Here is a 26,601-nt window from a genome sequence, read left to right on the forward strand (position 1 = left end):
CTCCGTAGCGAGGACGGGCGAGATCGACAGCGAGCGCTGCCAACGCCTTCGACGCTACGCACATGCGCAGGCCGGCAGATCGGAGCCGGGGTGGATCATGGGTGGAACCACGACGGCCGTCGGCCTCCACCCGAGGGTGGAGGCACCTCTGGCACACGCACCGGACCTGGCACACGATACGGACCAAATCCGAAGGGCATACGAGCCCGGAGGATGCATGGATCCGGTGCGTGGACTCGCGCGGCCGACGGATGACTTGCGCGGCCGCCGGAGCATTCGCGTGGCCCGCCGCACTCACGTGGCCGCTGCGAGCCGATGCGACCAGCAGAGCCGTGGTCACCGTCCCGCCGCTCTGGCCGCGCCGTCACTGCTCACGGTGCGTGGACCGAGGTGCCTCGAAAATGAACCGAGACGGGCACCTCCGGTCCGCGGCCGACCGGCTCACAGGGCTCGATACACCTACGGCCGGAGCCGTGAGCCGCGCAGCTGCCCGACACAGGCGCCACATCCGCTCCAAGCCCTCGCGCCTCCGCGCGCTCCCGCCCGCCCGATCCGAACGGAACATCTCACCCGGCCAGACCCGAACGGACATGTCCCCCAGCCGGCCTTGACACCGCCCGCGTCGCTCCGACCAAAAAACACGGCCGACCGGACCAGAGCCGCAGACTGCACCGGCTGAGGCCGCGAGACCGCGCTCGGTCCACACTCGTCACCCCGGCGCCCCAGGCCGCACGCCACCACGCGCTCCACCCGGACCCGCCGGCCCCGGCCGGGCCCGTGCACGTCACGCCGGCCCGGCCACCACCCCTGCCTGCCCCTGGGCCCGGTCCGCATCTCACCGGCCCGAGTCCAGCGCAGCGGCTACGCGTCGATGCGCGACCGGTCCAACGTCGCCGCCGAGCTGGAGATGAACTCCTTGCGCGGTGCCACGTCGTTGCCCATCAACAGGTCGAAGACCCGCTCGGCGGAGTCCAGGTCGGAGAGGTTGATCCGGCGCAGGGTGCGGTGCCGCGGATCCATGGTGGTCTCGGCCAACTGGTCGGCATCCATCTCGCCTAGGCCCTTGTACCGCTGGATGGAGTCCTTGTACCGGATCCCCTTGCTCTGGAACTCCAGGAGCTTGTCGCGCAGCTCGCGGTCCGAGTACGTGTAGACGTACTTGTCCTGGCCCTTCTTCGGCTGGATCAGCTCGACGCGGTGCAGGGGCGGCACTGCCGCGAACACCCGGCCCGCCTCGACCATGGGCCGCATGTAGCGGTGGAACAACGTCAGCAGCAGCGTCCGGATGTGGGAACCGTCCACATCTGCGTCGGTCATCATGATGATCTTGCCGTAGCGGGCCGCGTCGATGTCGAACGTCCGACCCGAACCCGCTCCTATGACCTGGATGATCGCGCCGCACTCGGCGTTCTTGAGCATGTCCGTGACGGAGGACTTCTGAACGTTGAGGATCTTGCCGCGGATCGGCAGCAGCGCCTGGAACTCGGAGTTCCGGGCGAGCTTGGCGGTACCGAGCGCGGAGTCGCCCTCGACGATGAACAGCTCGCTGCGCTCCACATCGTCGCTGCGGCAGTCGGCGAGCTTGGCAGGCAGCGACGAGGACTCCAGGGCCGTCTTCCGGCGCTGTGCGTCCTTGTGCTGACGTGCGGCGATCCGCGTACGGGCGGCTGCGACAGCCTTCTCCATGACGACACGGGCCTGGGCCGCCGCGTCACGCTTCGGAGAGGTCAGGAACGCCTTGAGCTCCTTGGAGATCACGGTGTTCACAATGCGGCGGGCCGCCGAGGTGCCGAGGACCTCCTTGGTCTGCCCCTCGAACTGCGGCTCCGCGAGACGGACCGTGACGACCGCGGTGAGGCCCTCCAGGGCGTCGTCCTTGACGATGTCGTCCTCGGCGACGCGCAGCAGCTTCTTGGCGCGGAGGACCTCGTTCATGGTCTTCACGATGGCCTGCTCGAAGCCCGCGACGTGGGTGCCGCCCTTGGGGGTGGCGATGATGTTGACGAACGACTTCAGGGTCGTGTCGTAACCGGTTCCCCAGCGCATCGCGACGTCCACGCCGAGCTCACGGGTGACCTCGGTGGGCGTCATCTGGCCGTGGTCGTCCAGGACGGGGACGGTCTCCTTGAAGGTGCCCTGACCGGAGAAACGGAGGACATCGCACACCGGCTTGTCGGTGGCCAGGTACTCGCAGAACTCGCTGATACCACCGTCGAAGCGGAAGGACTCCTCGCCCTTGCTGCCACCCTCGCCCAGCCCGTACTCGTCGCGGACGACGATGGTCAGGCCGGGAACCAGGAAGGCGGTCTGGCGGGCGCGCTGGTGCAGGTTCTCCAGAGAGAGCTTGGCGTCCTTGAGGAAGATCTGGCGGTCGGCCCAGTACCGCACGCGCGTGCCGGTGCGGGTCCTGGGGATCTTCTTGGCCTTGCGCAGGCCACCCGGCTCGAACTTGGCATCCGGCCCGATGCCGGCGAAGGCACCGGGGACGCCGCGCCGGAAGCTGATGGCGTGGGTGTGGCCGCTGCGGTCCACCTCGACGTCCAGCCGCGCGGACAGGGCGTTCACCACGGAGGCGCCGACGCCGTGCAGACCGCCGGACGCGGCGTACGAACCGCCGCCGAACTTGCCGCCGGCGTGCAGCTTGGTCATGACGACCTCGACGCCGGAGAGGCCGGTCTTGGGCTCGACGTCGACCGGGATGCCGCGGCCGTTGTCGCGGACCTCCACCGAGGCGTCGTCGTGGAGGATCACCTCGATGTGGTCGCAGTGGCCCCCGAGGGCCTCGTCGACGGAGTTGTCGATGATCTCCCACAGGCAGTGCATCAGGCCACGGCTGTCGGTCGAGCCGATATACATTCCCGGGCGCTTGCGCACGGCCTCGAGCCCCTCGAGGACGAGCAGGTGCCGCGCGGTGTAGTTGGAACCGTCCCGGTCGGCTCCTGCCAGCAGAGCTGTGGACGGCACGGACGTTTCGGCGGTCACGCGGTTCGCTCCTCGCTGAATTTCAAATGGGGCCCTTGTGGGTAAGGGCGCGGCTCGGTTGCCGCTCCGAGGGTACCGAGGCCTGGTAGAGCCGATGTAACGCCACCCTCGTCCGAACTCACACTAGTCCAGCGTCGCATGCGTGTTCGATCCCTCGATGGAGTGAAGTACATATCACGTTCCCTTCCAGGCATGAACCATTTAGGCTCCGGGCACGTCCTCATGAACAACCGGCAAGCCAGCCGGGAGGACTGACACCGACCGACAGCGCGAACCCGTAAGCATCGAAGACACGCAATACGGCACATTCGCCGCCAACCGGCAGCAGACAGCCGCCCCGGAGAGATTTTTCGAGGAAAAGCCCCGAGCGGGAACGTTTTCGGGCTGGTTGGATGTTGACCCTGGTACGACAGCTCGTCGAGCTAGAGAAGAGGCGACGTGACTACTGTTCTGACCCCCGCGAGCCCGATGACGGCCGCTGACCGCTGCGACCGCTGCGGAGCCCAGGCGTACGTGCGCGTCGTCCTGCTCAGCGGCGGAGAACTGCTCTTCTGCGCCCACCACGGTCGCAAGTTCGAGCCGGAACTCAAGAAGATCGCCGCTGAGATACAGGACGAGACGGAGCGGCTCACGGCCGTTCCTGCATCCGCCTCCGAAGAAGAGCGCTGACACTCGCGTCCACGACGAGCCAGCACCGGCTCAGGCCGGCCAAGGGCGGCAGCCCCTGCTTACCAGGGGCAGCCGCCCTTGCTTCATGCCCAGCGAGGCCCTCAGGCCCCGTCAGGCGCCCGTTCGCGGCGCTCTGACTCCGCCCCACTCCGACCCCACTCCAGGGTCCTCATGGCGTCGGACACGCGCGTGTAGACACCTGGACTGCCAGCACGACCGCAGCCACTTCCCCAGGACACGAGCCCGATGAGTTTCCCCTGGGCGATCAGCGGCCCGCCGCTGTCTCCCTGGCAGGCGTCTCGGCCACCTGCCTCCTCCCCGGCGCACAGCATGCTCTGCGCGAGGTACGTACCGTCGGCACTGCCCGGATATGCCGCCTGGCACAGATTGTCGGGCTGCACACGCACGCGTGCCGCCCGCAGGTTGAGTGTGTAGTCACCGGCACCCGTGATGTCACCCCAGCCGTAGACCAGGGCACTCGTCCCCGGCCGATACGCCGGATCACCGGCAGCCGCCATTCCGACGACCGACTCCTGCGGCAGCGGCTCGGTGAGACCGAGTACGGCGAAGTCCCCCGCGTTGCTGGCCGCGTCGTAGCCCGGATTCACCCACGTGTCCCGTACGCGGATCTCCCGGCCCTGGTCCGAGAGAAGGTCCGTTCGACCCGCGAACACCTTGAGGTCGCCGATGCGGTCCGGTGGGGCGCCCAGGACGTCTTCGCCCAGGCAATGGGCCGCGGTGAGCACGGTGGTCCGGCCGACCGCCACACCGCCGCAGAACTGCCCCGCCCGCGTACCCCCGAACCGGTCACGGCTGGACAGTGCCACCGTCCACGGACTCTCGGACACGTCGACCGGGAAACCGCCGACGACGATGCTGTCGGCGGCCACAGGGGCGGCGGACGCCAGTGGTATGGCTGCCGCCGCGGCCGCCACAACCAACGGCCGGGTCAGCGCCCGGGCAATGCGACACCACATGCCTGCTCCTCACTCCAGGGTGTTGATCGGACACCTAGAGTCATGCACAGCGTCGCGTCTCGCAGCACGAAGGCCCGGATCCCTCTCGGTGATCCGGGCCTTCGATGTCGTACGACCGCGACCTAGTCGAGGTAGTCGCGCAGCACCTGGGAACGCGACGGGTGGCGCAGCTTCGACATGGTCTTGGACTCGATCTGGCGGATGCGCTCGCGCGTCACGCCGTACACCTTGCCGATCTCGTCGAGGGTCTTCGGCTGACCGTCGGTGAGACCGAAGCGCATGGAGACGACGCCCGCCTCGCGCTCGGACAGGGTGTCGAGGACAGAGTGCAGCTGTTCCTGGAGGAGCGTGAAGCTCACCGCGTCGGCCGGGACGACGGCCTCGGAGTCCTCGATGAGGTCACCGAACTCGCTGTCTCCGTCCTCGCCGAGCGGTGTGTGCAGCGAGATGGGCTCACGGCCGTACTTCTGGACCTCGATGACCTTCTCGGGGGTCATGTCGAGTTCCTTGGCCAGCTCCTCCGGGGTGGGCTCGCGGCCCAGGTCCTGGAGCATCTGGCGCTGCACGCGCGCGAGCTTGTTGATGACCTCGACCATGTGCACCGGGATACGGATGGTGCGGGCCTGGTCGGCCATCGCGCGGGTAATCGCCTGACGGATCCACCAGGTGGCGTACGTGGAGAACTTGTAGCCCTTGGTGTAGTCGAACTTCTCGACCGCGCGGATCAGACCGAGGTTGCCCTCCTGGATGAGGTCCAGGAAGAGCATGCCGCGGCCGGTGTAGCGCTTGGCCAGGGAGACCACCAGACGGAGGTTGGCCTCCAGAAGGTGGTTCTTGGCGCGGCGGCCGTCCTCGGCGATGATCTCCAGCTCGCGCTTGAGCTTCGGAGCGAGCTTGTCGGCGTTGGCCAGCTTGTCCTCGGCGAACAGACCGGCCTCGATGCGCTTGGCGAGTTCGACCTCCTGCTCGGCGTTGAGCAGCGGGACCTTGCCGATCTGCTTGAGGTAGTCCTTGACGGGGTCGGCGGTGGCGCCCGCCACGGCGACCTGCTGGGCCGGCGCGTCGTCCTCGTCGTCGTCGGAGAGGACGAACCCCTTGTTCTCGGCTCCCTCCTCTTCCTCTTCGCCGGGCTTGACTTCCTCGATGACCTCGTCCTCGACGGCCTCGGCGTCGTCCTTGCCGGCGGTCGTCTTCTTGGCCGCTGTCTTCTTGGTGGCGACGGTCTTCTTCGCGGCCGCCTTCTTGGCGGTCGTCGTCTTCTTGGCGGCGGCCTTCTTCGCGGGCGCCTCGTCCTCGACGGCGGGCTCGGCGGCGGGTGCCGCCGGCGTGGCGGTGGCAGTGGCCTTATTGGCGGTCACCGTCTTCGCCGCGACCGTCTTGGTGGCGGTGCGCTTGGCCGGACTCTTCGCTGCGACGCTCTTTCGGGTGCGCTTGGGCTCCGCGGCACTGACCATCAGCGTCACACCCTCTTCCTCGAGGATCTGGTTGAGGCTGCGCAGTACGTTCTTCCACTGAGTGGCCGGAATCTGGTCAGCTTCGAAGGCCCGACGCACGTCATCGCCGGCGATCTGCCCCTCAGCCTTTCCCCGCTCAATGAGCGCCATGACAGAGACGGACTCGGCGATCTCCGGCGGGAGCGTACGGGATGTGCTGGCCGACACGAACAACCTCTCGGAACGTTGGAAAACGGCTTCCGGCCCCGTCCATGACGGACAGGAGCCGACCACCGGCCTTGGGGATGGGCCGACGGCGCGGGCGGGGGCCGGGAAGATGCACAGCGCCTTGAACGGCGTCCGTATTCCTTCCGCGGCTGTCACCTCTTAGGTCATCGCGCTGCCTCCACGAGCGTTACGCCCAATCTGCGTGGCCCGAGTCACACCCCGTAAGCGCTCAAAATCTGCCAGACACGAACAAAGAGGGTCAGCCGTGGCCTCGACCTGGCTGCTCCGGCAGGTCGGCCGCCACGTCACACCGTCGGACCCCGCAGGATCCCCTGAGGATCCTGCGGGGTCCGACGGAAGAGGCGGTTCGCGGGCCGGGCGATGCCACAGGAGGGGGCACCGCCGGCCGCGCCCGCTCGCGGTGCGCGGTCAGTGCTCGCGCGGGGCGGGCACCACGCGCTCCACCTCGGGGTGGACCGTGAGAAGTTGGCGCATGGCCGCCTCGGCCGCCGAACCGTCGCCGGTGGCGAGTGCGTCCGCGATCCGGCCGTGGTGCGCCAGCGAGGTCTCGGTCGGCCGGTCACAGCCGGTGACCGGGTTGCCGGAGACCTGAAGGGCGGCCGACACGATCCCGGAAAGATGCTCCAGCATGCGGTTGCCCGCGAGCTGGATGAGCAGGGAGTGGAACTCGGCGTCGGCACGGGAGAAGGTGAGCGCGTCACCCTGCGCCATGGCGTGGCCCATGATCTCGACCATGTCGGCGAGCCGCTGCTGGACATCCTCGCGTCCGTGCCCGGCGGCGAGGCAGGCCGCGAGCGGCTCGATCGTCCAGCGCAATTCGCTCAGCTCGCGGCGCTGGTCGTCGCGCTGGGGCCCGAAGGCTCGCCACTCGATGATGTCCGGATCGAGGAGGTTCCAGTCGCTGACGGGACGCACGCGCGTGCCCACGTTCGGGCGGGCGCTGACCAGGCCCTTGGCCTCCAGGACGCGCAGCGACTCGCGGACGACGGTGCGGGAGACCTCGAATCGCTGGCCGATCTCCTCGGGGACCAGCGGACGGTCGGCGCCCAGGTCACCGGAGACGATCATCTGGCCAAGTTGCTGGACGAGTTGGCCGTGCAGCCCGCGCCCGCGGTTGCCTGCGGCGCGTCGGCCCACGCGGCCCAGCTCGGGCTCCGCGCCGTCCCAGGAGGGGACGCCGAGGCGGTCGGCGACCGGCGCCTCGGCGTAGGGGTAGCGGTCGAGTTCGCCCGGGCCGGCGAGACCGGAGTCTGCGGAGCGGGCGGCGGTCATCATGGTGTGCGCAAGGGTACTCACGGATCCTTTGTCGGCGCCGTCTCCAACTCCCTTGAGGTCTTTGGTGAAAAGCACACGAAAGGGTGATCGCTCACCCCGTCGCAATTGACGCCTTATCGGAAAGAAATGGGCTTTCCCCGGGGAGTTGTGTGCAGGGCGGATCGGTAAGGGCGCGGACGGTCGTCATCGGACCCTGCTCCGCAGGGTCGTGAGCACATATGCGCAGAGCAGAGCGGTCAGCGACAACGTCAGCGCTCCGCCGACAGGTTGGACGAGCACGCGCAGCGCCGCCGACAGATAGCGCTCTCCGCCGAAGGGCCACTGCAACAGGAACACCTCGCGCAGCCGCGCCGGAAATCCGGCCGCCGCCCGCACGGACGCCCCCTCCAAGGCCTTGTGTACGAGAGGTACGACGAGAACCGGCACGGCGACCACCGCAGCCAGCCCGGCCGTGGTGGAGCGGAAGGTTCCCGCGGCCAGTACACCGGCCCACGCACACCCGACCACGAGCCCGATCCAACTGGCGCCCAGCGACAACCAGTCGGCCGGAACTTCTGTGAGCTCCCGTCCGTAGAAGAGGTAGAGCACTTCGGCGTCGCAGCCCACCGTGAGGAAGGCCAGCACCAGCGCGGTGGCCGCGGCGACAACGAGTTTCGCGGCGAGCAACCCCAGCCGGCGGGGCACCGTGCCGCGGTCCGCCGCCAGGGCGGGGTGGCGGAACTCGTCACCGAAGGCGAGCGCCCCGAGCAGCCCTGCTCCGAGCGCCGCGGGCGGCAGCGGAAGTTCCCGCGGCCACGCGGCCAGCAGACGGGGCTGCGGGGTGTGTCCGACACGCGCCAGGACCACGGCGGTGAGGACAGATGCAACGAGGACGGCGACGACGGTGAGGAACCCGGTCCCGACCCCGACGGTGCGACGCAGTTCGTAGCGCAGTGGCCGCATGGGGCTGGGCGCAGGGCGGACGGAGATGGGAGGTGGTAGGGGGGACAGGGGGTCGATGGCTTTGAGGGCTTCGGTGGAGCGAGCGGTCGCTCGAGGGAGTCCTTCTCCGTCGCTCGCATCGGCGTGTGTTGCCGCCGGACCGGACACCTCGGAGGGGCCGGATTCCCGCTCCACACCGTCCGTCCGGGTCCCGTCGGGCGCGTGTGCCGCTTCCGAGGGGCCTGGCACCGCACCTGGGCCCATGTCGCCGACCTCGTCGGCGAGTTGGTGGACCAGGACACCGTGGCGGAAGGCGGTCTCGCCGATGTCGGCACACGTACTGCCGTACACGGACAGACGATTGCCGCCCTCTCGTACGACTTCCACGGAGCGCTGGGCTTTGCGGGCCTCCTTGGCGAGCAGGGCCGCGAGACGAGCGGCGTGGGGGCTGCGCACAGCGACCCTGGGGCGCAGGCGGGTGCGGGCGAACTCCGCGGCCTCCTGGTCGGCGACGAGTCTGCCGGCGTCGAGCGTGACCACCTGGTCGGCGGCGCGGGCTGCCTCCTTGGGGTCGGCCGTGGTGAACAGGACCGTGCCGCCCTGGGTGGCGTGCGCCCGCAGCATTCCGTGCAGCCACTGGTTCTCGCGGGTGGAGAGGCCGTCGGTGGGATCGTCGAGCAGGAGGGTGTGAGGATCGGCCAGCAGGGCGCAGGCCAGCCCAAGGCGGCGGTCCATGCCGCGCGAGAGGGTGCCGAGCCGTTCGTCGCGCAGGCTGACGAGGCCGACCACCTCGAGGACTTCGTCGGCACGCCGGACCGGGACGCCCGCCGCGGCGCACAGCATGCGCAGGTGACCGCGCACGGTGCGGGCGGGATGGCCCGGCACATCACCCAGGAGTACGCCGACCTCGCGCGAGGGGTGCGCGATGCGGTGTAGGGGCCGGCCTCTGAAGTAGGTGATGCCCCGGCCCTGTTGGAGTTCGAGCATCAGCCTGAGCGAGGTCGTCTTGCCTGCGCCCGCCGCTCCGAGGAGCGCGGTGACACTGCCCGCGCGCGCTTCGAAGGAGACGTCGTCGACTGCGGGCGGAAGATCCTTGCGCGAGTTGCTGGTCAGTCCGAGGGCCTGGATCACCTGCAGCAAGATAGCGCGCTATGTCCGTTTTTTCGGGCATCGCACGGCCCGTTCCGCAGTCGGCCGGGCAGTCCGCCCGCATCCTGCCGACAGTCCCGATCGGCTCCCTGTTCACTGTTGGCAACGGAGGCCGGTTGCAACGGAGGCCGGTTCGCGGTTCGGTCACGACGGCCGGCCGTCGGTGCCCTCCTCCTCGGTGTCACACCTCGGGGCGCAGCATCGGCGGGTTGAGCAGGGTGGCGCCGCCCGCGCGGAAGAGTTGGGCGGGACGGCCGCCCTGGCGGGTGGTCGTCCCCCCGGTGGGCACGAGGAAGCCGGGGGTGCCCGTCACCTTGCGGTGGAAGTTGCGAGGGTCGAGCGCGACGCCCCACACCGCCTCGTAGACGCGGCGCAGCTCTCCGACGGTGAACTCGGGCGGGCAGAACGCGGTGGCCAGCGACGAGTACTCGATCTTGGAGCGGGCGCGCTCCACGCCGTCCGCCAGGATCTGGGCATGGTCGAAGGCGAGCGGCGCGACCGGTTCGCCGTCACGGCCGTAACAACCCTGCTGCAGCAGTTCCTCGACGGGCGCCCAGCGTGCGTTACTGGCATCGCCACCCGCGCGGGGAGCGGGCAGATCGGGAGCGAGGGCGAGGTGGGCGACGCTGACCACGCGCATCCGGGGATCGCGCTTGGGGTCGCCATAGGTGGCGAGCTGTTCCAGATGTGCGCCATTGTCCTGCACGGGGACGGCCGGGTCGTGCGCGCGAAGCCCCGTCTCCTCGGCCAGCTCTCGCGCCGCGGCCTGGGCCAGATCCTCGTCGGCCCGCACGAAGCCGCCGGGAAGCGCCCAGCGCCCCTGGAACGGCGGCTCACCCCTGCGCACCGTCAACGCGCACAGGGCGTGGCGGCGCACGGTCAGCACGACCAGGTCCACGGTGACGGCGAAGGGCGGAAAGGCTGACGGGTCGTAGGGCATGCGGCGATCATAGTCGTCTGCCTGACGATAAACACTCCCTCCGTCGGCCGCATCGGCAGCTGGTCCGCGTGGGTCCGGCCGGGGATCACGGTCCGCTCCCGATAGCTGTGCAATGCCGTGTCGTACGAGGTCACGCTCCCAGTTGTAGTCCGTCGGCCGCCTCCTCGACCATGGCGAGGCCGAGCCGACTGACCCGCACGGAGAAGGGGGCGCCGGCGACCCGCAGCCCGGTCAGGTTGATCTCTCCGAGGGGCGCGCTGCGCATCGGGCGCAGCGTGACCGTCCCGGCCGGGACGTCCGGGCGGATCCCCGCGAGGGTGGTCAGCAGGAGGACCCCGGCGGCCGCTGCCGTCGCCGAGGGTCGGCAGGCCGCCGGATGGGGAAGCGGCGCGCCCCCGTCGGTGCGCTGCGCCCCCGCGTACATCTCGGGGAGCCGGTGTTCGAAGGTCTCGGCCGCCGCCAGTACGCCCCGCAGCAGCGAACCGGCCTCCTTCTCGTAACCGGCCGCGGCCAGGCCCGCGACGGCGACCGCCGTCTCGTGGACCCGTACGGCACCGGCGCGATGACCGAAGGGGTTGTAGCCCGCCTCCTTCGCGCCCAGCCCACGCAGGCCCCAGCCGGAGTCCATGGCCGGGCTCCCGAACAGTCTGGCCAGTTGTTCGGTCTGTACCCGGTCGAGCAGCCCGGGTGCCTGCTCTCCCGCGCCCAGCAGCCCGGTGTCGAGCAGATGGACGGCCGTGGCAGCGAACTGCGGAACGAGGCGCCCGTCCGGGGCGCGGGCGGTCGCCGGTCGACCACCACCGCGGTCCTCGACCCAGAAATCCGCGCGGAACGCCGTACGCAGCTGACGGGCCCACTGCCGCAGCTCGGTGCCGCCCGGTCTGCCGCACGCGTCGAGCAGCTCGGCGCCGAGGAGGGCCGCGCGGTGGGCATAGGCCTGTGTCTCGCAGCGGACGGGTCCGCCGGGCTGCGGATCGCACAGATACGCACCGTCGCCCACCGTCGTCCGCAGCCAGGACAGACACCGCTCGGCCGCCGGCAGCAGTTCTTCCGTCTCATGTCGGGTAAGCCCCCATCTCCTGGCCTCCGCGAGGAGAACCGGGAAGAGCAGCGTGGCCTCCGTGCCCGTACAACTGGGCGGCAGATGCGTCCCCGCGTCCCGCATCGGCCCTGGGATCATGCCGGACTGTGCTCCCGCGCCCGGGAGTTGGGTGCGTGCGAGGGTGCGCAGGGTGCCTGCGGCGAGCCTGGTACCAAGTGGCAGTGTCATCCGGGCCGCGGCGAGCGCGTCGGCCGGTGCCATTCCGCAGCGCCAAGGCGCTCCTGCCGCCAGGTGGGTGTCGGTGGGGTGCGCCGGGTCGCGCAGCAGCAGGGCCTGGAGGTCCTCGATGGCCGTGTGCAGCAGAGCCGGGACTCCGGAGTGGTCGCCTGTCGCCCGCGCGGAAGCCAGCGGGCTCGTCGCCGCACGCCCCACGGACCTGACGGGTCCCGCACCGTCCTGCCGTACCCGCAGTTCCACGCTCGCCGTGCCACCCGGGGGCAGTTGGAACTCCCAGCGCAGCAGGCCTGCCGAAGCCAGGGCATCGGCGGGTGGCGGATCGGCCGTGACCGATGCACACCCGTCGGCACAGGACCAGCGCAGGCCGGAGTCGTGGACGCTGGCAGGCAGTTCGGGCCCCGCCCGTCCCGACGCGATGGCGGCCAGGTCGGCCAGGTCCGTGCCGAGGGCCACCTCCACCGGCAGACGGAGCGGGCGGGGGGCCGAGCTGTAGAGCGTGATGCGCTCCGTGCCGTCCGCGTGACGCGTGCGTTCGACCACGACGTCCGGGTCCGGACCGGCGCCGGGAGATGCGCGCAGCGTCCCCACGAAACGTACGTGGTCCGCCGCGGGCGTCCGGGCCTGGACCGCGACCGGTTCGCGACCGGCGACCCGAACCTGGCAGCGGGAGAGCACGCGCCGGCCAGCGCGGTAGAAGCCCTCCAGCCCGTGCCCGGTCAACTGCCCCTGATCCGAGGAGATGGCGAGACCCGGGAGCGCGACGCAGATCAGGGCGGTGTGGACCGGCGGCAGGTCGGCGGAGCGGCGAGGAGGCGGCAGCGGGCTCGGGGACAACGGCAGGTGACTCTGTGACGTGGTCGGCCGATGCGGGCGGGAGACGGTCGGGGATGTGGAGCCTTGCTGGGCCGGCGGAGTGGGGCGTCGTGGCAGGGCCGTCGGCGTGGGCGGGTTCTGGTCCGCCGGCGCGGGTGAGCGCCGCTCCGGAGCCTCTCCTGGCGACGGCCAACGGTCGGCTTGCCCCATCGACGGAGACGGACGCCTGCCAGGGTCCGCCTCTGGGTTCGGCCTCGGATGCTGCCCCGCGGACGTGGACAGAGGCCCTGGAGCGACCCATGGGGGCAGTCGTTGGTCCTTGCCCGTGGGGAGGTGCTTCTCCCCGGTCGATAAGGGAGAGGGCCCGCCCGGATTCGGCCCTGAAGTCAGGCGCGGGTCGTGCCCTGTCACCCTTGCGGCGCGCTCGGCACAGCTCGCGAACGTCGGCTTGCACGTGTTCGATGGCGCCACCTGCGTCGGTGGGTCCGCTGTGCCTCCGCCCGGGGGCGGCGCGGGACTGCCGAGAACAGAGCTTTTGTCGGCGGCGGAGGGCGGAGTCGGCTGGTGCAAGGGGCGGCTTCCTCTGCGCTCTGTGCGCCTGGGTCGTGTTCGGCGCCGGGTGTGGGGCTCCTGAGGGACAAGGGCGGTACAGCGGGCGCGCCATCCAGGCGTTCCGCCACTCAGGTGAACGGGACGGACCTCTTCGAGGTCACGCCCGTGGCCACGGAAGCCGACCGAATGGCGGCGGGGGCGTGGAGAGCAGGCGCCGCGACGGCCGAACGCCGGCCCAGTTACCCGTGGGTTCCCAGTCCGGCCTCGCCCCGTCCCGCCGTGGTCCGTCCGGCCTCGCCCAGTACCACCGTCCCCGGGCCAACCTCGCCTCGTCCCGCCCCAGGTCGGCTCGCCCGCCACCCGGCGGCGGAGGGCATGCCACACCCGCGCGCCGCCCTCGCGCAGCCGACCGGCCAGGCCACGGAAACGGCCGCAACCCCTTTCCCCGCGGTCGCTCATTCCTCCCCCTCGGCCGCATCGCCTCCCGGAAGCACGACTCCTGGTCGGCTGCCGCGCCGACGTGTGCTGTCCTGGCCCGTGGGGTGCGGGCGCACGTTCTCCTTCTCCGACGGCCGTGGACGCGTACCGGCTGTCCCCGTAGCACCAGCGCGCGCAGCGCCCGTCGGCCGTGTGCGGGCGTGGGCGGGGGATTCGTCCGTCCCCGACGGTCGTCCTCCCGCGCCCGAGAGGTGAGCGTGGCCGTCCGCGCCACCGCCGGCCCTGGTCCGCCGACGGCGACGGGAAGTCACCGCGCCGACTCCGGCGACACCCACCCCGTTCGGCGGAGGTTCTCCGGCACCGGTCACGTCCTGCAGCGGCGGAGTTCCACCGACACCTGTCACGTCGTCCTGCGTAGGCGCCACGACTTCCTGCCGCGTCGAGAGCTCGGATCCCCTCTCGCCGCCCCCGGCTCCCGCCGCCGCACGCGCCATGCGCGCCTCGCGTTCCGCGCGCAGACAACGACGGATGGACTCCGGGTCCAGGCCCTCGTTGCAGGCCTGGTGCAGAAGGCGGGCGAAGAGGTAACCGGGATCGGCACCCAGGGCCATGGCCATGGCTTCGCGGGCCTCGATGTCGTCGCCGGCCGACCAGGCGACCCAGCCGACAAGGGTGAGCGGGGCAGCCGCATGCTCGCTGTACGGCCCGACGCAACGGCGGGCCAGGGCTCGCCAGAGGCGCAGCGCCGGGCCGGCTTCGTGGCCCTCCATCCACTCGGCCGCACGGTCGCGGGTCGAGCGGTCCTGCAGGCCGAGGATCAGCATGGCCGCTTCCTCGTGTCCGAGCAGTTCGTCGTCACGCAGGTCCGACTGGAGGGTGTCGGAGACGGGTGGCGCCTCGGCGAGCCGTGCCATCACCCGCTCGGCGAGCGCCGTCGTCGCCTCGGCCACGTCCGCCCGGCTCGCCTCGTCGAGCATCCTGGGGATCTGCGCCATGCTCGTGGCGTCCAGGACGACCTCCTGCTCGAGTGCGGCGGCGGTCTCCCAGGGCAGTAGCCTGGCCCGCAACTCGCGGAGCGTTCCGCGTACTTGGAGCCCGGCATAGGTCGCCGCGGCAGACAGCACAGAGGTCCCGGGCAGCCCCATCGGCAGCCCTTCGGGGGGACAGCATCCCTCGCTCGGGCAGCAGTACGACCAGAAACGACCGTCGGAGATGCACAGCGCCTCGATGACGGGCACGTCGAGTCGGCCGCACTCCGTGCGCAGCAACCCGGCGAGCCGGGCCAGCCGCCCCCTGACCTGCTGCCCAGTCTCGCCCTTGGCCGGTTCCTGGCACAGATAGGCCACCATCTGTTCGGGCTTGGCGCCCCTGCGCTCGCTGCCCGTGATCAGGCCGTGGGCCAACTGCCGGGCCGCGGACTCCCAGTCGTCCCCGCTCGCCGGAATGCCGAGCCGGGCACGTCCCCCGAACCGGCCGCGACCGCCCCGGTCGTTCAGCGCGACCAGGACGATGCTGTCTTCCGGGCGGTATCCGAGCAGGTACGGCAGCGCGTCGGCCAGTTCGGCCGGCGTGCGCAGGGTGACCTGATGTTCGCCTCCATGAGCGTCGTACGTCACGCACTCGACGTGCTCGCCGGCCGCGGCCCCGGGATGCCCACCGTCCGAGCCAGGGACTTCGTGCCTCTCATATCCGTCTCGTCCGCCGATGTCGCCGTTCTCGGAGGATCCGGTCGTTTCGCTGTGATTCGTCATGCCCAGACGATCTCGCGGATCGCCAGACTCCGCTCTGGCCTGTGGATAAGTCCAATCAGGGACACGCCAACACCGACCCTCGACCTTCATACAGCCGACGACCGGACCGGCATGCCCCGCTCCGCCCCCTCTCAGTTCCTGCGACTGGACAGCGGGGAACGCCTGGGCAGCGGGAAACGTCCGTACCGCTGGGAACGAGCATGAGACACGTCAGCCTGCCGCAGCCAGTACCAACGGAAGAACCTGTGCGCTGCCTGCCCGGCGGAGCAGGCGGGCCGCGACCGCGAGGGTCCAGCCGGAGTCGGTGTAGTCGTCCACGAGCAGGACGGGGCCGGGAGAGCGGGCCAGCGCACCAGCCAGCTCCTCAGAGACGGTGAAGGCGCCGGAGAGCGCCCTGAGGCGTTGGGCCGAGTTGCTGCGGCGCGCCGCGTGCGTGCCGCCCGGACCGGTGTACGTCAGGCTGCCCAGGAAGGGGAGGCGGCCGATGGTCGCGATGCCCTGGGCGAGGGACCCGACCAGTTGCGGGCGGGCCAGCGACGGTACCGCTACGACTCCCACCGGCCGGGCAGAGGCGTCCGGGACACTCGACGCCCAGCCCCCCGGAGAGCGCGCCCAGTCGGCGAGGACCGCCACCGCGGCACGCAGGACGTCGTCGGGCACCGGCCCGTCCGGCGCGTTCTCAGCCAGCAGCGGGCGCAGCCGGTTGCCCCAGCCGATGTCCGAGAGCCGCCCCAGGGCACGCCCGGTGGAGCACTGCTCCTTGGCCGGGATACGTCCCTTGAGGTCGATACCCAGTGCGGGCATCCCCGTCGGCCACATCCGGCGCGGCTCGACCTCCACCCCCGGGCGGTCCAGTTCCTTCGCCGCCCCGGTCAACGTCTCCGGCGAAACAGAGGAATCGGTCCAGGCTCCCGCGCAGTTGTCGCAACGGCCGCACGACGTCGCCCCCTCGTCGTCCAGCTGCCGGCGCAGGAACTCCATCCGGCACTGCGACGTGCTCACGTAATCGCGCATGGCCTGCTGCTCGGCCGCCCGCTGTCGCGCCACCCACGCATAGCGCTCGGCGTCGTACACCCAGTCGGCTCCCGTGGCCGTCCAGCCGCCCTTCACCCGCTTGACCGCGCCGTCGACATCCAGCACCTTCAGCATCGTCTCCAGCCGGCTGCGCCGAAGATCCACCACCGCCTCCAGGGCCGGCACGGACAGCGGCCGCCCGGCCCCGGCGAGGGCCGAGAGCGTCTGCCGAACCTGCGCCTCGGGCGGAAAGGCCGTATCGGCGAAGTAGCGCCAGATGGCCTCGTCCTCCTTGCCCGGCAGCAGCAGCACATCGGCGTGCTCGACACCGCGACCCGCTCGTCCCACCTGCTGGTAGTAGGCGATCGGCGAGGACGGCGAGCCGAGATGGACCACGAAGCCCAGATCCGGCTTGTCGAAGCCCATGCCCAGCGCCGACGTCGCGACCAGCGCCTTGACCCGGTTCTCCTGCAGGTCGACCTCGGCCTGCAGCCGGTCGGCGTTCTCCGTACGCCCCGTGTAGGAGGCCACCCGGAACCCGCGCTGCCGCAAGAAGGCGGTGGCCTCCTCGGCCGCGGCGACGGTGAGGGCGTAGATGATCCCGGAGCCCGGCAGCTCGTCCAGGTGCTCGGCGAGCCAGGCCAGGCGGTGCGCGGCATCCGGCAGTCGGACGACACCCAGCCGCAGGCTCTCGCGCTCCAGCGGGCCGCGCAGCACCAGGGCCTCGCCGGCGCCGGTACCCAACTGCTCGGCCACATCGGCGGTGACCCGCGCGTTGGCGGTCGCGGTGGTGGCCAGCACCGGCACTCCGGGGGCCAGCTCGGCGAGCATCGCCCGCAACCGCCGGTAGTCAGGGCGGAAGTCGTGCCCCCAGTCGGAGATACAGTGCGCCTCGTCGACCACGAGCAGACCGGTCGTGGCCGCAAGCTTGGGCAGCACCTGATCGCGGAAATCGACAGAATTGAGACGTTCCGGACTGACGAGGAGCACGTCGGTCTCGCCGCGCTCGACCTCCTCGTAGATGGTGTCCCACTCCTCCGGGTTGGCCGAGTTGATGGTTCGTGCCTGGATGCCGGCCCGCGCCGCCGACTCGACCTGGTTGCGCATCAGCGCCAGCAGCGGCGAGACGATCACCGTGGGGCCGGAGCCACGCCGACGCAGCAGAGCAGTAGCGACGAAGTACACCGCCGACTTGCCCCAGCCGGTGCGCTGCACCACCAGTGCACGCCGACGATCCTCCACCAGAGCAGCCACCGCCTGCCACTGATCCTCCCGCAGCCGCGCCGAGCCCCCGGAGCCACCGACGAGCTCAGCGAGGATGGCATCGGCTTCAGTGCGGAGCTCCAGGTTGTCCATGCCCCCATGCAACCCGATGACAAGGACAATCGGCCACTTACCACAAGTGACACAACGCTCACAAACAGTCCACCGACCCACCCCGACCGAAGACAACGCTAGGCCAGGGCTCACCTGGTTCGACGCGTTTGGGCAGGTCAGGGACCAATTCCAGCTGGGATTGGAATGTGGCCGACCGGACTCGCTGCCATCGGCGGCAACTCGCACCCGACACCCCGGACGCCACCGTGCCCGACGACGTGATGAACGCCCTCCCATGAACCGATGGCGTACGAACGTGTCGTGCTCGAACGTCCCGTGCGTCGCCCCTCAGAACACCGGGTAGGGATATATGACGCCAACCGCCCGAAAAGGTTAGGGAGGCCCAATTGCTCGTTGCCGCAACCAAGTTCGACAGGAAGAATTGAAGTCCGCTCCCCGCACGGCTCGTTCGTGATCAGGTAGGGCTCTGCTGCGGTGTGCGCGCCCCCGAATCCGACCCCGCCCTCAGTATGGGCGCGTAGCCGAAGGGAGGACCGTGACCTTCGGATTCGCTCCGTCCTCCGCGGCGTCGACATCGTCGCCTGCCGACCTGTCCGCCGCATCCGCCAATCCTCTGGCCCGCATGCTCGAACCCGCGGAGTGGGCCGCCGCGGGAATCCCCCTGCTGCGCAATCCCCGTGAGGTGGTCAGCGGGCTCCACACACGGCACCTCCCCAAACCGATGACCGCGATCGTGGCGGTCCTCGACCCGGACGAGCGACTACGGGCGAGCGCCTCGTTCACCCGCCACCAGGCACCGGCGGACGGCTGGATGTCCCGCAACGTGCTGCTGGCCCAGCTTCGCCGGGTGATCCCGCACGACCTGCGGCGCCGCACGCCGGTGCGCACCGCCGTGCTGCTCTACTGCCGCGAGGGCGACGCCCGTTGGACGCAGGAGGACGGCGCGTGGATGTGGGGACTGCGTGACGCCTGCACCCTCCACGGGCTGCGCTGCGGCGCGTACATCACGCTGACCCGGGACGGTTGGCAGGTCCTCGGCGAGGGCCGAGGCGGGCGCCGCCCGAGCGTGGACTCGGCACCAGAGCCCTTCGCCACCTCCGAGGCACCACCCCCGCCGCCGCGCACGGGCGGAGCCGTCTCGGAGGTCCTGCGCCGCGCCGCGGCCCGCTGACAAGCGCCGAGCGCTTGGCGCGCGGGCCGCGCACTCGTGCCCTGCTCGTACATCGTCGTGGGCATTCGCCGCACTCAGCCGAGTCCGTACGACAGCTCGGAGCACCCGTACGGCGAACAGCCCGACGGCACGATGGACGGCTACGGCGTGGCCAGGCCCGCACTGCGTAGAACAGGCGCGGCACCGCCGCAGGATGCGGGCACGCCAAAGCAGTCGCCGTGCAGGTGCCGCCGAAGCGGCGCCTTTCGTCAGCCCCGCGTCCGCCGGACCTGCCGGACGCGGCTCAGACGCCGGTGCCCAGCATCGTGTTGATCTGCTGCGGGTCGCCGCAGACGATCAGCAGGGCACCGGCCCGGGCATGGGCGAGCGGCAGGGCGTCGGCGGCCGCCGAGTCGGGGCCGCCATTGACGGCGACCACGACCACGGGACGGGATGCGGCGCGGGAAGCCACGGCGGCGTCCGTGTAGAAGACGTCGTCGGCAGCGTCGTGCTGCGCCCAGTACGACGCTTCACCGAAGGACAGTTCATGGACGGCCCACGGGTGCTGTTCGCCGGTGGTGATCACCAGCACGTCACCGGGGGCGCGACCGGAGTCCAACAGCAGGTCGACGGCTTCTTCGGCAGCATCGAGCGCACCCTCGGCGGAGGCCGGGATCAGCTGGATCTGCGGGGTCACCGCAGCCGGAGCGGCGGCAACAACGGTGGCAGGGCCCGACGGTCCGGGCTTGTCCACGGCCACGTCGTGCGGCGTACGTTGCACCGGCGGCGCGGGCCGAAGCGGGCCGGGGCGACCGGGGCGCGGGTGAGCCGCGGGGCGGGGGCCGGGTACAGGACGAGGGGTCGGCGCGCTACGGCCGCTGGCCGGAGTGGCGCGGGGACCCTGGGCACTCTCGTGAATCTGAGGCTCCTCGGGAATGAGAGGCATGAGCTGATTTTTATCAAACGTTGGTACGGCCCGCGTCGGCGGGTGGCACATGAGTGCGAGCAGAACCGTCAGAAATCGAAGCCGAGCTGCCCCTCGATCTCCGGAACGCTTCCAACCGCCCAGCTGCGGGCCTTCTTGAGGTGCCGCCACTGGGGCAGCGCATCAAGATACGCCCACGACAACCGGTGGTACGGGGTGGGGCCCCGCTCCTCCAGTGCGGCCTTGTGCACGGGCGACGGATACCCGGCGTTGGCCGCAAAATCGAAGTCTGCATGGTCGATGCCCAGTTCGGCCATCATTTTGTCGCGCTGAACCTTGGCGATCACGGACGCCGCCGCGACGGACACGCACGACTGATCACCCTTGATCACCATACGGACCTTCCATGGCGTCCCGAGATAGTCGTGTTTCCCGTCGAGGATCACCGCGTCGGGACGGATCGGCAGAGCATCCAGGGCACGCACCGCCGCAAGCCGCAGAGCGGCCGTCATGCCCACCCGGTCGATCTCCTCCGGGGAGGCATGCCCCACGGCGTAAGACGTGACCCACTTCCGCAGCTCCTGGGCGAGCTCCGTGCGCCGCTTGATGCTGAGCAGCTTGGAGTCGGTGAGACCTTCGGGAGGCCGGCGCAGTCCGGTGATCGCCGCGCAGACGGTGACGGGGCCGGCCCACGCGCCGCGCCCCACCTCGTCGACACCGGCAATGATCTTCGCTCCGGTCGTGGCGCGGAGGGAGCGCTCGACGGTGTGAGTAGGCGGTTCGTACGGCATGGCGCCCTTAGCGTACGCCGCCCGGTTCACCGTCCGACACCCCGGTTCCCCGAACGGCTTCACGGGCGCCGCAGACGTCGGTCACCCATCGGTTGGCCGCAACAGCGGGACCATCAACTGGTCGACCATCTCTTCGAGATCCTGATCATTCCATTCGCTGGAGCACACCTTGGATCGGTACATCATCATGGCCGGGATGGCATCGAAAACGTAGCTGTTCGCCGCATCACCGCGCACCTCTTTCCGCTCTATTCCGCGGGTAATGGTCTCGCGTAGCAGCCTGACGGTCGGCTCCACGACCCCTCCGAAGATCACGCCATGGAAGCGCTCTGCCTGGACGGGGTCGCATTCGTGAATCACCGCACGGAGAGCGAACCCGGGCCGCGAGAACATCGCGTCACGCGCCCGCCGACACAACGTGAGCAGATCCTCCCGCACGCTCCCCAGATCGGGTGCCTCCTCAAAAGACGGCAGCCCCGCCTTGAGCGCGTCCGCGACGAGATCCTCCTTGGACGGCCAGCGGCGGTAGACCGCAGCTTTCCCGGTCTGGGCGCTGGCGGCGACGCCTTCCATCGTGAGGCCTTTCCAGCCGACGGTACTGAGCTGATCCAGGGCGGCATCAAGGATCGCGCGTTCGAGTACGGCGCCGCGCCGGCGAAGGGACGCCGTCCGAGCGGGGGCGGCCGTCCAGCGCGAGGTAACCATCTGAGCGTCTCCAACGGACAGGGGAACCGGAGATTCCGTAACAGGGGGGAACATCACGCGGCAACAACGGGGGACGTGCCACGCGACGACAAACCAAGTGAACGCTTGCGTTCACTACTTGGGACTCACTACCGTTGACGCGACAGTGAACGCAACCGTTCACTAGGGCACTTGTGGGGGACCCATAGTGACAACCTCTCAGTTGATTCAGGACCAGAAACCAGGTGCGGCCCGCCGGGAGGGGCATCCCGGCATAGCGCTCACCGTCATCGCGGCCTGCCAACTCATGGTGGTACTCGACGCGACGATTGTGAATATCGCGCTCCCGCACATTCAAGACGCGCTCAAGTTCAGTACGACCGACCTCACATGGGTCGTCAGTTCCTACACCCTGACCTTCGGCGGGCTCCTGCTCCTCGGGGGCCGGGCCGGCGACATCCTCGGCCGCCGCCGGGTCTTCATGACCGGGATCCTGCTGTTCACCTTCGCCTCGCTGCTCGGCGGCCTTGCCCAGGAGCCCTGGCAGTTGCTGGCCGCACGAGTCCTGCAAGGAGTGGGAGGCGCGATCGCGTCGCCCACGTCGCTTGCGCTCATCACCACGACGTTCCCCGAAGGGCCGGAACGGAACCGGGCCTTCGGCGTCTTCGCCGCGGTCTCCGCGGGCGGCGGTGCCATCGGCCTGCTCGCGGGCGGCATGCTCACGGAGTGGCTCGACTGGCGGTGGGTGCTCTTCGTCAACGTGCCGATCGGCGTGCTGATCGCCGTCCTCACACCGCTGTACATCAGCGATTCCGAGCGGCACACCGGGCGCTTCGACATCGCGGGCGCACTGACCTCGACGGCGGGCATGGCGCTCCTCGTCTATGGCTTCATCCGTGCCGCGGACGAGGGATGGCGGGACAACCTGACCATCGGCTCCTTCGGCGCCGCCGTGGCTCTGCTGCTGGCCTTCGCGTTCATCGAGTCCCGCGCAAAGGAACCGATCACCCCGCTCAGGATGTTCGCCGACCGAAATCGCTCGGGCACGTACGTGATCATGCTGAGCCTCGCCGCGGCGATGTTCGGCATGTTCTTCTACATCGTGCTCTTCGTGCAGAACGTGCTGGGGTACAGCCCGATCCAGGCGGGTCTCGCCTTCCTGCCGGTGACAGTCGTGATCGCACTGGGGGCAGGCCTGTCCCAGCGGTTCCTGCCTGTGTTCGGACCCAAGCCGTTCATGATCATCGGCTCGGCGCTCGCGGCGACCGGACTGGGCTGGCAGGCCCTCATCAGCTCCGACAGTTCTTACGTCGGCGGCGTGCTCGGGCCGATGCTGATGTTCGGCTTCGGCATGGGTCTGAACTTCGTGACGCTCACGCTCACCGCTGTCTCCGGCGTCGCCCAGCACGAGGCGGGCGCGGCGTCCGGACTGCTCAACGCCACGCAGCAGGTGGGCGGTTCGCTCGGCCTGTCCATCCTGACGACGGTGTTCGGCTCGGCCAGCAAGGACGAGGCGGAGAAGCAACTGCCGAAGTTCCTCGCCGAAGGCTCGGCAGAACAGAAGGCGGAGTTCGGTCAGACGCACCAACTGCCCGCCCCGTGGGGGCATGAGGTGCTCGCTCAGGGCATCTCTACGGGCTTCATCGCGGCCGCGGCCATGGCCGTACTCGCCCTGGTCACCGCCTGGTTGGTGATCAGAGTTCGAAAGAGCGACCTGGATGCCCTCGCCGGCACGGCGGGCCCGGGCATCGGCTGAGCCGACCGGCTCCGTACAGCGCTGCGAATGGCCGGCCCCGGTCCGTGAGACCGACGGCGAGGACCACGGTCCGGCCATTCGCCCGCGGCGCGCTCTGGCCGACACGGCCAACAGGACCAAAAGCGTCAGCAAAGCCCCTGCGAAACGCATGATCACCCCTTGTGGCCCTCGCGTGTCAGCTGCCTGTGTGAACTCATTCATCACACGGTTAATGCGAGAACGCCCTATCGGTTACAGAGAGTTCCCGATGCGCACGGAGAGTTTGGGCGAATCGGTAGCCGGTATTCCGTCGAGGACGGCGAACGCACATGAGCCGCTGTGGAAGGTCCCGTCAGATGGAGGAGGGCACCCAGTCGGGCAAGGCCTCCGTCTGCTCCACCCAGGCGGCAGGCGGCGCTCCTGCCTTGCCGGAGGCGATCACCCCGCCCACGATGGCACAGGTCGTATCCACGTCGCCGCCAACCTGCGCGGTCGTCCAGAACGCCTGCTCGTAGTCGCCCAGGGCTCTGGCGGCCGACCAGAGCGCGAAGGGCACGGTGTCGTGGGCTGTCGTACGCCGCCCGCAGCCGAGCACGGCCGCGACGGTGCCGGCATCGGCATAGTCGAGCATGTCCCGGGCTCGCCGCAGGCCCGCGCCGACGGCGCTTTTCGGAACGAGTGCGACGACGCCGTCCAGGAGCGCCTCGGGGCTGGGCGGGCCGCCGGGAGCGGCGGCAAGTGCGGCGGCCGCGGCGACTGCCATGGCGCCGACCACGGCCTCGCGGTGCTGGTGGGTGGGGTACGCGGAGATCTCGGCCTGGTGGGTCGCCTGCTCCGGGTCGTCCGCGTACCAGGCGCCCAGGGGCGCGATCCGCATCGCGGCGCCGTTGCCCCAGGACCCCTGGCCGTTGAAGAGCTGGGCGGCGAGCTCTCGCCAGTCGCCGCCTTCCCGGACGAGTCGCAACAGGCGGTTGACCGCGGGGCCGTAGCCGCGGTCGAAGTCGTGATGGTTGGCGAAGGAGTGGGCGAGTGCGTCCTGGTCGATGCGGTGGTGGGCGGCCAGGACCGCGACCACGGAGCAGGTCATCTCCGTGTCGTCCGTCCACTGCCACGGGCCGGGCGGCAGCTCGCGATGCTTCAGCAGCGGGTAGTTCACAGGCACGAAGAACTGCGAGCCCAGCGCGTCCCCCACTGCCAGTCCGCGCAGGCTGGCCAGGGCGCGGCCCAGGCGCCCGTCGGGAGAGGAGTCAGCGGTCATCGCCCTGCCACTCTATCCGGTGATCCCGTACGGCTCCGGATCCCGCCACCGTTCGAAGGGCCGGTCGAGCACATACTTGCCGTCGTCTCCGAGAACGAGCATCCGCATCTCCGCGTTCCCCGGATTCGCCAGCGACTCGAACTCCGCGACCGTCCAGTGGAACCAGCGCATGCAGAACAGCCGCATGGCAAGGCCGTGGGTGACCAGCAGCACGTTCGACGGATGGTCGGGCGCCTCGAAGCTGCGGTACAGGCTCTCCAGGAAGCCACCGACCCTGTCGTACACGTCAGCGCCGGACTCGCCCTGGGCGAAGCGGTAGAAGAAGTGTCCGTACGCGTCCCGGTAGGCCTTCTGGAGCCGGACATCGTCACGGTCCTGCCAGTTTCCCCAGTCCTGCTCGCGCAGCCGGGGCTCCTCGCGGACGCGTATGAGATCGGGGTCCAAATGGAAGGCACGCAGGGTCTCGTGCGTACGACGGTACGGGGAGACGTACACGCTGACGCGCTCGCGACCGAACACCTCGCGCAACCGTTTGCCCGTCTCCTCGGCCTGCTGCCAGCCCTTGTCTGTCAGGGCCAGGGCGTGGTCGGGTTCGCGCTCGTACACGGTGTCATCAACGTTGCCCCTTGACTCGCCGTGCCGGACAAGGACGATGCGCCGTGGTCGTGCCATGCCAAAACCCTAGATCGGTTGAGGGCCGATCGAGCACTCCTACGGCCTGCATACAGCGTAGGTCACACACTTTCCGCACCACGAGCCACGGCAGGACGCACGACTAGCACGTTCCGGACGGTCAAACCGTCCAGGTCGGTTCGAGCTCCACGATGTCGCCCGTGAGGGCGGCCACGTCTGCCTCGATCTGGGCCCGCAGGGCGAGGCGCTCCACTCGCTCGGCGCGGTACTTGCCGTGTTCGGCGGACGACAGCCACATCGACAGCACCAGGAACTCGTTTCCCGGCGCTTCGCCGAACAGTCCGCGGATCATGCCGGGGGAACCGGCCATCGCCGGGTTCCAGACTTTCTCCTGCATCAGCGTGAAGTGCTCGGCGCGCTCCTCGTGGACACGGCAGTGGGCGACTCGTACCAGGTCGGCGTCCGAGAACCGCGGTTCGAAGCCGGTCTTCACGTCGAAGCGGTAGTCGAACAGCTTGACCTGGCTGTCCTTGAAGGTGCCCGACTGTGCCGCCGCCAGGCGGTCGTGGGAGCGAGCCATGAAGGAGTCGTAGAAGGCACGGCTCTCCCAGAAGGCGAAGATGTGTGCCACGCCCTGCCGCCCCCGGCTCCAGCCACCACCCTGCCCCCGAAACCCCGGCTCCCCCAGAAGCCCCGCCCACTTTCGCTGTCCCCGCTCGAAACCGCGGCGGTCCACCACGGTGCAGCGAATCCACTTGACCAGCACCGCGCCATCGTAAGGCCACGGGGCGTGGCGCCGGTCACCCTCGGCCGGAGAGCTCGCACCCAAGTGCACGAGCCCGCGTGGCAGGATGGACAACCTGCCGCGCCTGCCCGGCAGTTCGGGCGGCGCTACTGGGGGAAGGGGAAGTCTGTTGAACGGCCTCAAGAAGGGCATCCGCAAGGTCGAGATCGCCCTCAAGTGGGACCCGAGTCCGGCGGGACAGCCGCCCACTGATCTGGACGTCGTCGCCGCTACCTATCTCGCGAGCGACCCGTATGGGGATCCCGCCTACGTAGTGCACTTCGACAGCCGCTCCCCCGACGGCACCATCTACCTCAACCGCGACAGCAAGGACGGCAAGGGCTTCGGCTGGGACGAGGTCATGACGGTCGAGCTGGACCGGCTGGACGCCCGCTACGCGCGCGTGGTGGTCGGCGTCGTCATCCAGCAGCGCTCCGAGCACCGGACCTTCGTCAGTGTGATCAATCCGGCGCTCCGCATACGTGAGGGCTACACCGTCCTGGCCGAGGACAACTTCGGCGACGTGCTCGCCGCGAACGCGGCGACGGTCGCGGAGTTCGTGCGCGAGGGGTCCGGCAGCTGGGACTTCCACCCCGGCATCCACGCCTTCGAGGACGACCCCTCGACGTTCACGGCGACCATGGGGCGAGCGCGCCGCGCGTAAAGAAGCCACGCGTAGGAGAAGCCACGCGTATAGCAGCGAGGCGTAAGAGAAGCGACGCGTAAAGAAGCCGAGGGCGGTGGGGGCGGGGAAACCGCGCCCCCCCCCCCCCCCGAGGTTTACACCCGGCGGGGGGGGGGCATGAGCTGGAGCCCGGGGGGGGGCCGCCGCCCGCCCGGATGTTTGAGGGGGCGCGCCCC

General features: G+C 70.0%; 19 protein-coding genes. 4 read left to right on the forward strand and 15 right to left on the reverse strand.

Annotated features, from left to right (window positions below; genetic code table 11):
- Positions 1–861: 861 nt before the first annotated feature.
- Positions 862–2,982: a type IIA DNA topoisomerase subunit B gene (locus tag ACFYO2_RS41105; RefSeq protein ID WP_388360220.1), complete on the reverse strand. Its 2,121-nt coding sequence runs from the start codon at positions 2,980–2,982 to the stop codon at positions 862–864.
- Positions 2,983–3,420: 438 nt separating this feature from the next.
- Here ACFYO2_RS41105 and ACFYO2_RS41110 point away from each other — a divergent pair, with 438 nt between their 5' ends.
- Complete coding sequence (locus tag ACFYO2_RS41110) at positions 3,421–3,651, forward strand: hypothetical protein (protein ID WP_388360222.1); 231 nt, start codon at positions 3,421–3,423, stop codon at positions 3,649–3,651.
- 101 nt (positions 3,652–3,752) lie between these two features.
- On the opposite strand, the gene ACFYO2_RS41115 is transcribed toward ACFYO2_RS41110, so the two are convergent.
- The 8 genes from ACFYO2_RS41115 to ACFYO2_RS41150 all read right to left on the reverse strand — a co-directional run bounded on the left by ACFYO2_RS41115 (position 3,753) and on the right by ACFYO2_RS41150 (position 17,798).
- On the reverse strand, positions 3,753–4,628 hold the full coding sequence (locus ACFYO2_RS41115; RefSeq protein WP_388360225.1) for a S1 family peptidase: 876 nt from the start codon (positions 4,626–4,628) through the stop codon (positions 3,753–3,755).
- Positions 4,629–4,750: 122 nt separating this feature from the next.
- A complete protein-coding gene (locus ACFYO2_RS41120) occupies positions 4,751–6,289 on the reverse strand; it encodes an RNA polymerase sigma factor (RefSeq protein ID WP_388360227.1) in 1,539 nt (512 codons plus the stop codon).
- A gap of 429 nt (positions 6,290–6,718) precedes the next feature.
- Entirely contained in the window at positions 6,719–7,606 is an 888-nt protein-coding gene (locus ACFYO2_RS41125; protein ID WP_388360229.1) for a FadR/GntR family transcriptional regulator, read from the reverse strand.
- A 162-nt stretch (positions 7,607–7,768) separates the two neighbouring features.
- Positions 7,769–9,637, reverse strand: coding sequence for an ATP-binding cassette domain-containing protein (locus tag ACFYO2_RS41130; protein ID WP_388360265.1), 1,869 nt, complete (start codon positions 9,635–9,637; stop codon positions 7,769–7,771).
- Between the two features lie 199 nt (positions 9,638–9,836).
- The gene (locus tag ACFYO2_RS41135; RefSeq protein WP_388360231.1) at positions 9,837–10,595 is read right to left on the reverse strand and encodes an NUDIX domain-containing protein; all 759 of its coding nucleotides are present in this window, start codon (positions 10,593–10,595) and stop codon (positions 9,837–9,839) included.
- Between the two features lie 130 nt (positions 10,596–10,725).
- On the reverse strand, positions 10,726–12,897 hold the full coding sequence (locus tag ACFYO2_RS41140) for a glycogen debranching N-terminal domain-containing protein (protein ID WP_388360232.1): 2,172 nt from the start codon (positions 12,895–12,897) through the stop codon (positions 10,726–10,728).
- Between the two features lie 797 nt (positions 12,898–13,694).
- Positions 13,695–15,428 (reverse strand): DUF4192 domain-containing protein, encoded by a 1,734-nt coding sequence (locus ACFYO2_RS41145; protein WP_388360235.1) that lies wholly within the window; start codon positions 15,426–15,428, stop codon positions 13,695–13,697.
- Positions 15,429–15,638: 210 nt separating this feature from the next.
- Positions 15,639–17,798, reverse strand: coding sequence for a RecQ family ATP-dependent DNA helicase (locus tag ACFYO2_RS41150; RefSeq protein ID WP_388360237.1), 2,160 nt, complete (start codon positions 17,796–17,798; stop codon positions 15,639–15,641).
- Positions 17,799–18,315: 517 nt separating this feature from the next.
- Between ACFYO2_RS41150 and ACFYO2_RS41155 the strand changes: the two genes are divergently transcribed.
- Entirely contained in the window at positions 18,316–18,951 is a 636-nt protein-coding gene (locus ACFYO2_RS41155) for a hypothetical protein (protein ID WP_388360240.1), read from the forward strand.
- A gap of 283 nt (positions 18,952–19,234) precedes the next feature.
- On the opposite strand, the gene ACFYO2_RS41160 is transcribed toward ACFYO2_RS41155, so the two are convergent.
- From ACFYO2_RS41160 to ACFYO2_RS41170, 3 genes are all read right to left on the reverse strand, one after another.
- A complete protein-coding gene (locus ACFYO2_RS41160; protein ID WP_388360242.1) occupies positions 19,235–19,876 on the reverse strand; it encodes a hypothetical protein in 642 nt (213 codons plus the stop codon).
- A gap of 68 nt (positions 19,877–19,944) precedes the next feature.
- Positions 19,945–20,646, reverse strand: a complete 702-nt coding sequence (locus tag ACFYO2_RS41165) for a ribonuclease HII (protein ID WP_388360245.1) — start codon at positions 20,644–20,646, stop codon at positions 19,945–19,947.
- An 81-nt stretch (positions 20,647–20,727) separates the two neighbouring features.
- Entirely contained in the window at positions 20,728–21,351 is a 624-nt protein-coding gene (locus ACFYO2_RS41170; RefSeq protein ID WP_388360248.1) for a TetR/AcrR family transcriptional regulator, read from the reverse strand.
- Positions 21,352–21,538: 187 nt separating this feature from the next.
- On the opposite strand from ACFYO2_RS41170, the gene ACFYO2_RS41175 reads away from it, so the two are divergent.
- Positions 21,539–23,086, forward strand: coding sequence for an MFS transporter (locus ACFYO2_RS41175; RefSeq protein WP_388360250.1), 1,548 nt, complete (start codon positions 21,539–21,541; stop codon positions 23,084–23,086).
- A 331-nt stretch (positions 23,087–23,417) separates the two neighbouring features.
- On the opposite strand, the gene ACFYO2_RS41180 is transcribed toward ACFYO2_RS41175, so the two are convergent.
- The 3 genes from ACFYO2_RS41180 to ACFYO2_RS41190 form a co-directional block, all read right to left on the reverse strand.
- Positions 23,418–24,323 (reverse strand): ADP-ribosylglycohydrolase family protein, encoded by a 906-nt coding sequence (locus ACFYO2_RS41180; RefSeq protein WP_388360253.1) that lies wholly within the window; start codon positions 24,321–24,323, stop codon positions 23,418–23,420.
- A gap of 12 nt (positions 24,324–24,335) precedes the next feature.
- On the reverse strand, positions 24,336–24,995 hold the full coding sequence (locus tag ACFYO2_RS41185; protein ID WP_388360255.1) for a histidine phosphatase family protein: 660 nt from the start codon (positions 24,993–24,995) through the stop codon (positions 24,336–24,338).
- A gap of 121 nt (positions 24,996–25,116) precedes the next feature.
- Positions 25,117–25,722 (reverse strand): YdbC family protein, encoded by a 606-nt coding sequence (locus ACFYO2_RS41190; protein ID WP_388360258.1) that lies wholly within the window; start codon positions 25,720–25,722, stop codon positions 25,117–25,119.
- 148 nt (positions 25,723–25,870) lie between these two features.
- Here ACFYO2_RS41190 and ACFYO2_RS41195 point away from each other — a divergent pair, with 148 nt between their 5' ends.
- Positions 25,871–26,404 carry a TerD family protein gene (locus ACFYO2_RS41195; RefSeq protein ID WP_388360261.1) on the forward strand — a complete coding sequence of 178 codons (534 nt, stop codon included), beginning with the start codon at positions 25,871–25,873 and terminating at the stop codon, positions 26,402–26,404.
- Positions 26,405–26,601: the final 197 nt, after the last annotated feature.

The sequence above is a fragment of the Streptomyces sp. NPDC006602 genome (assembly GCF_042870385.1).
In the GTDB taxonomy this organism is placed as follows: Bacteria; Actinomycetota; Actinomycetes; order Streptomycetales; family Streptomycetaceae; genus Streptomyces.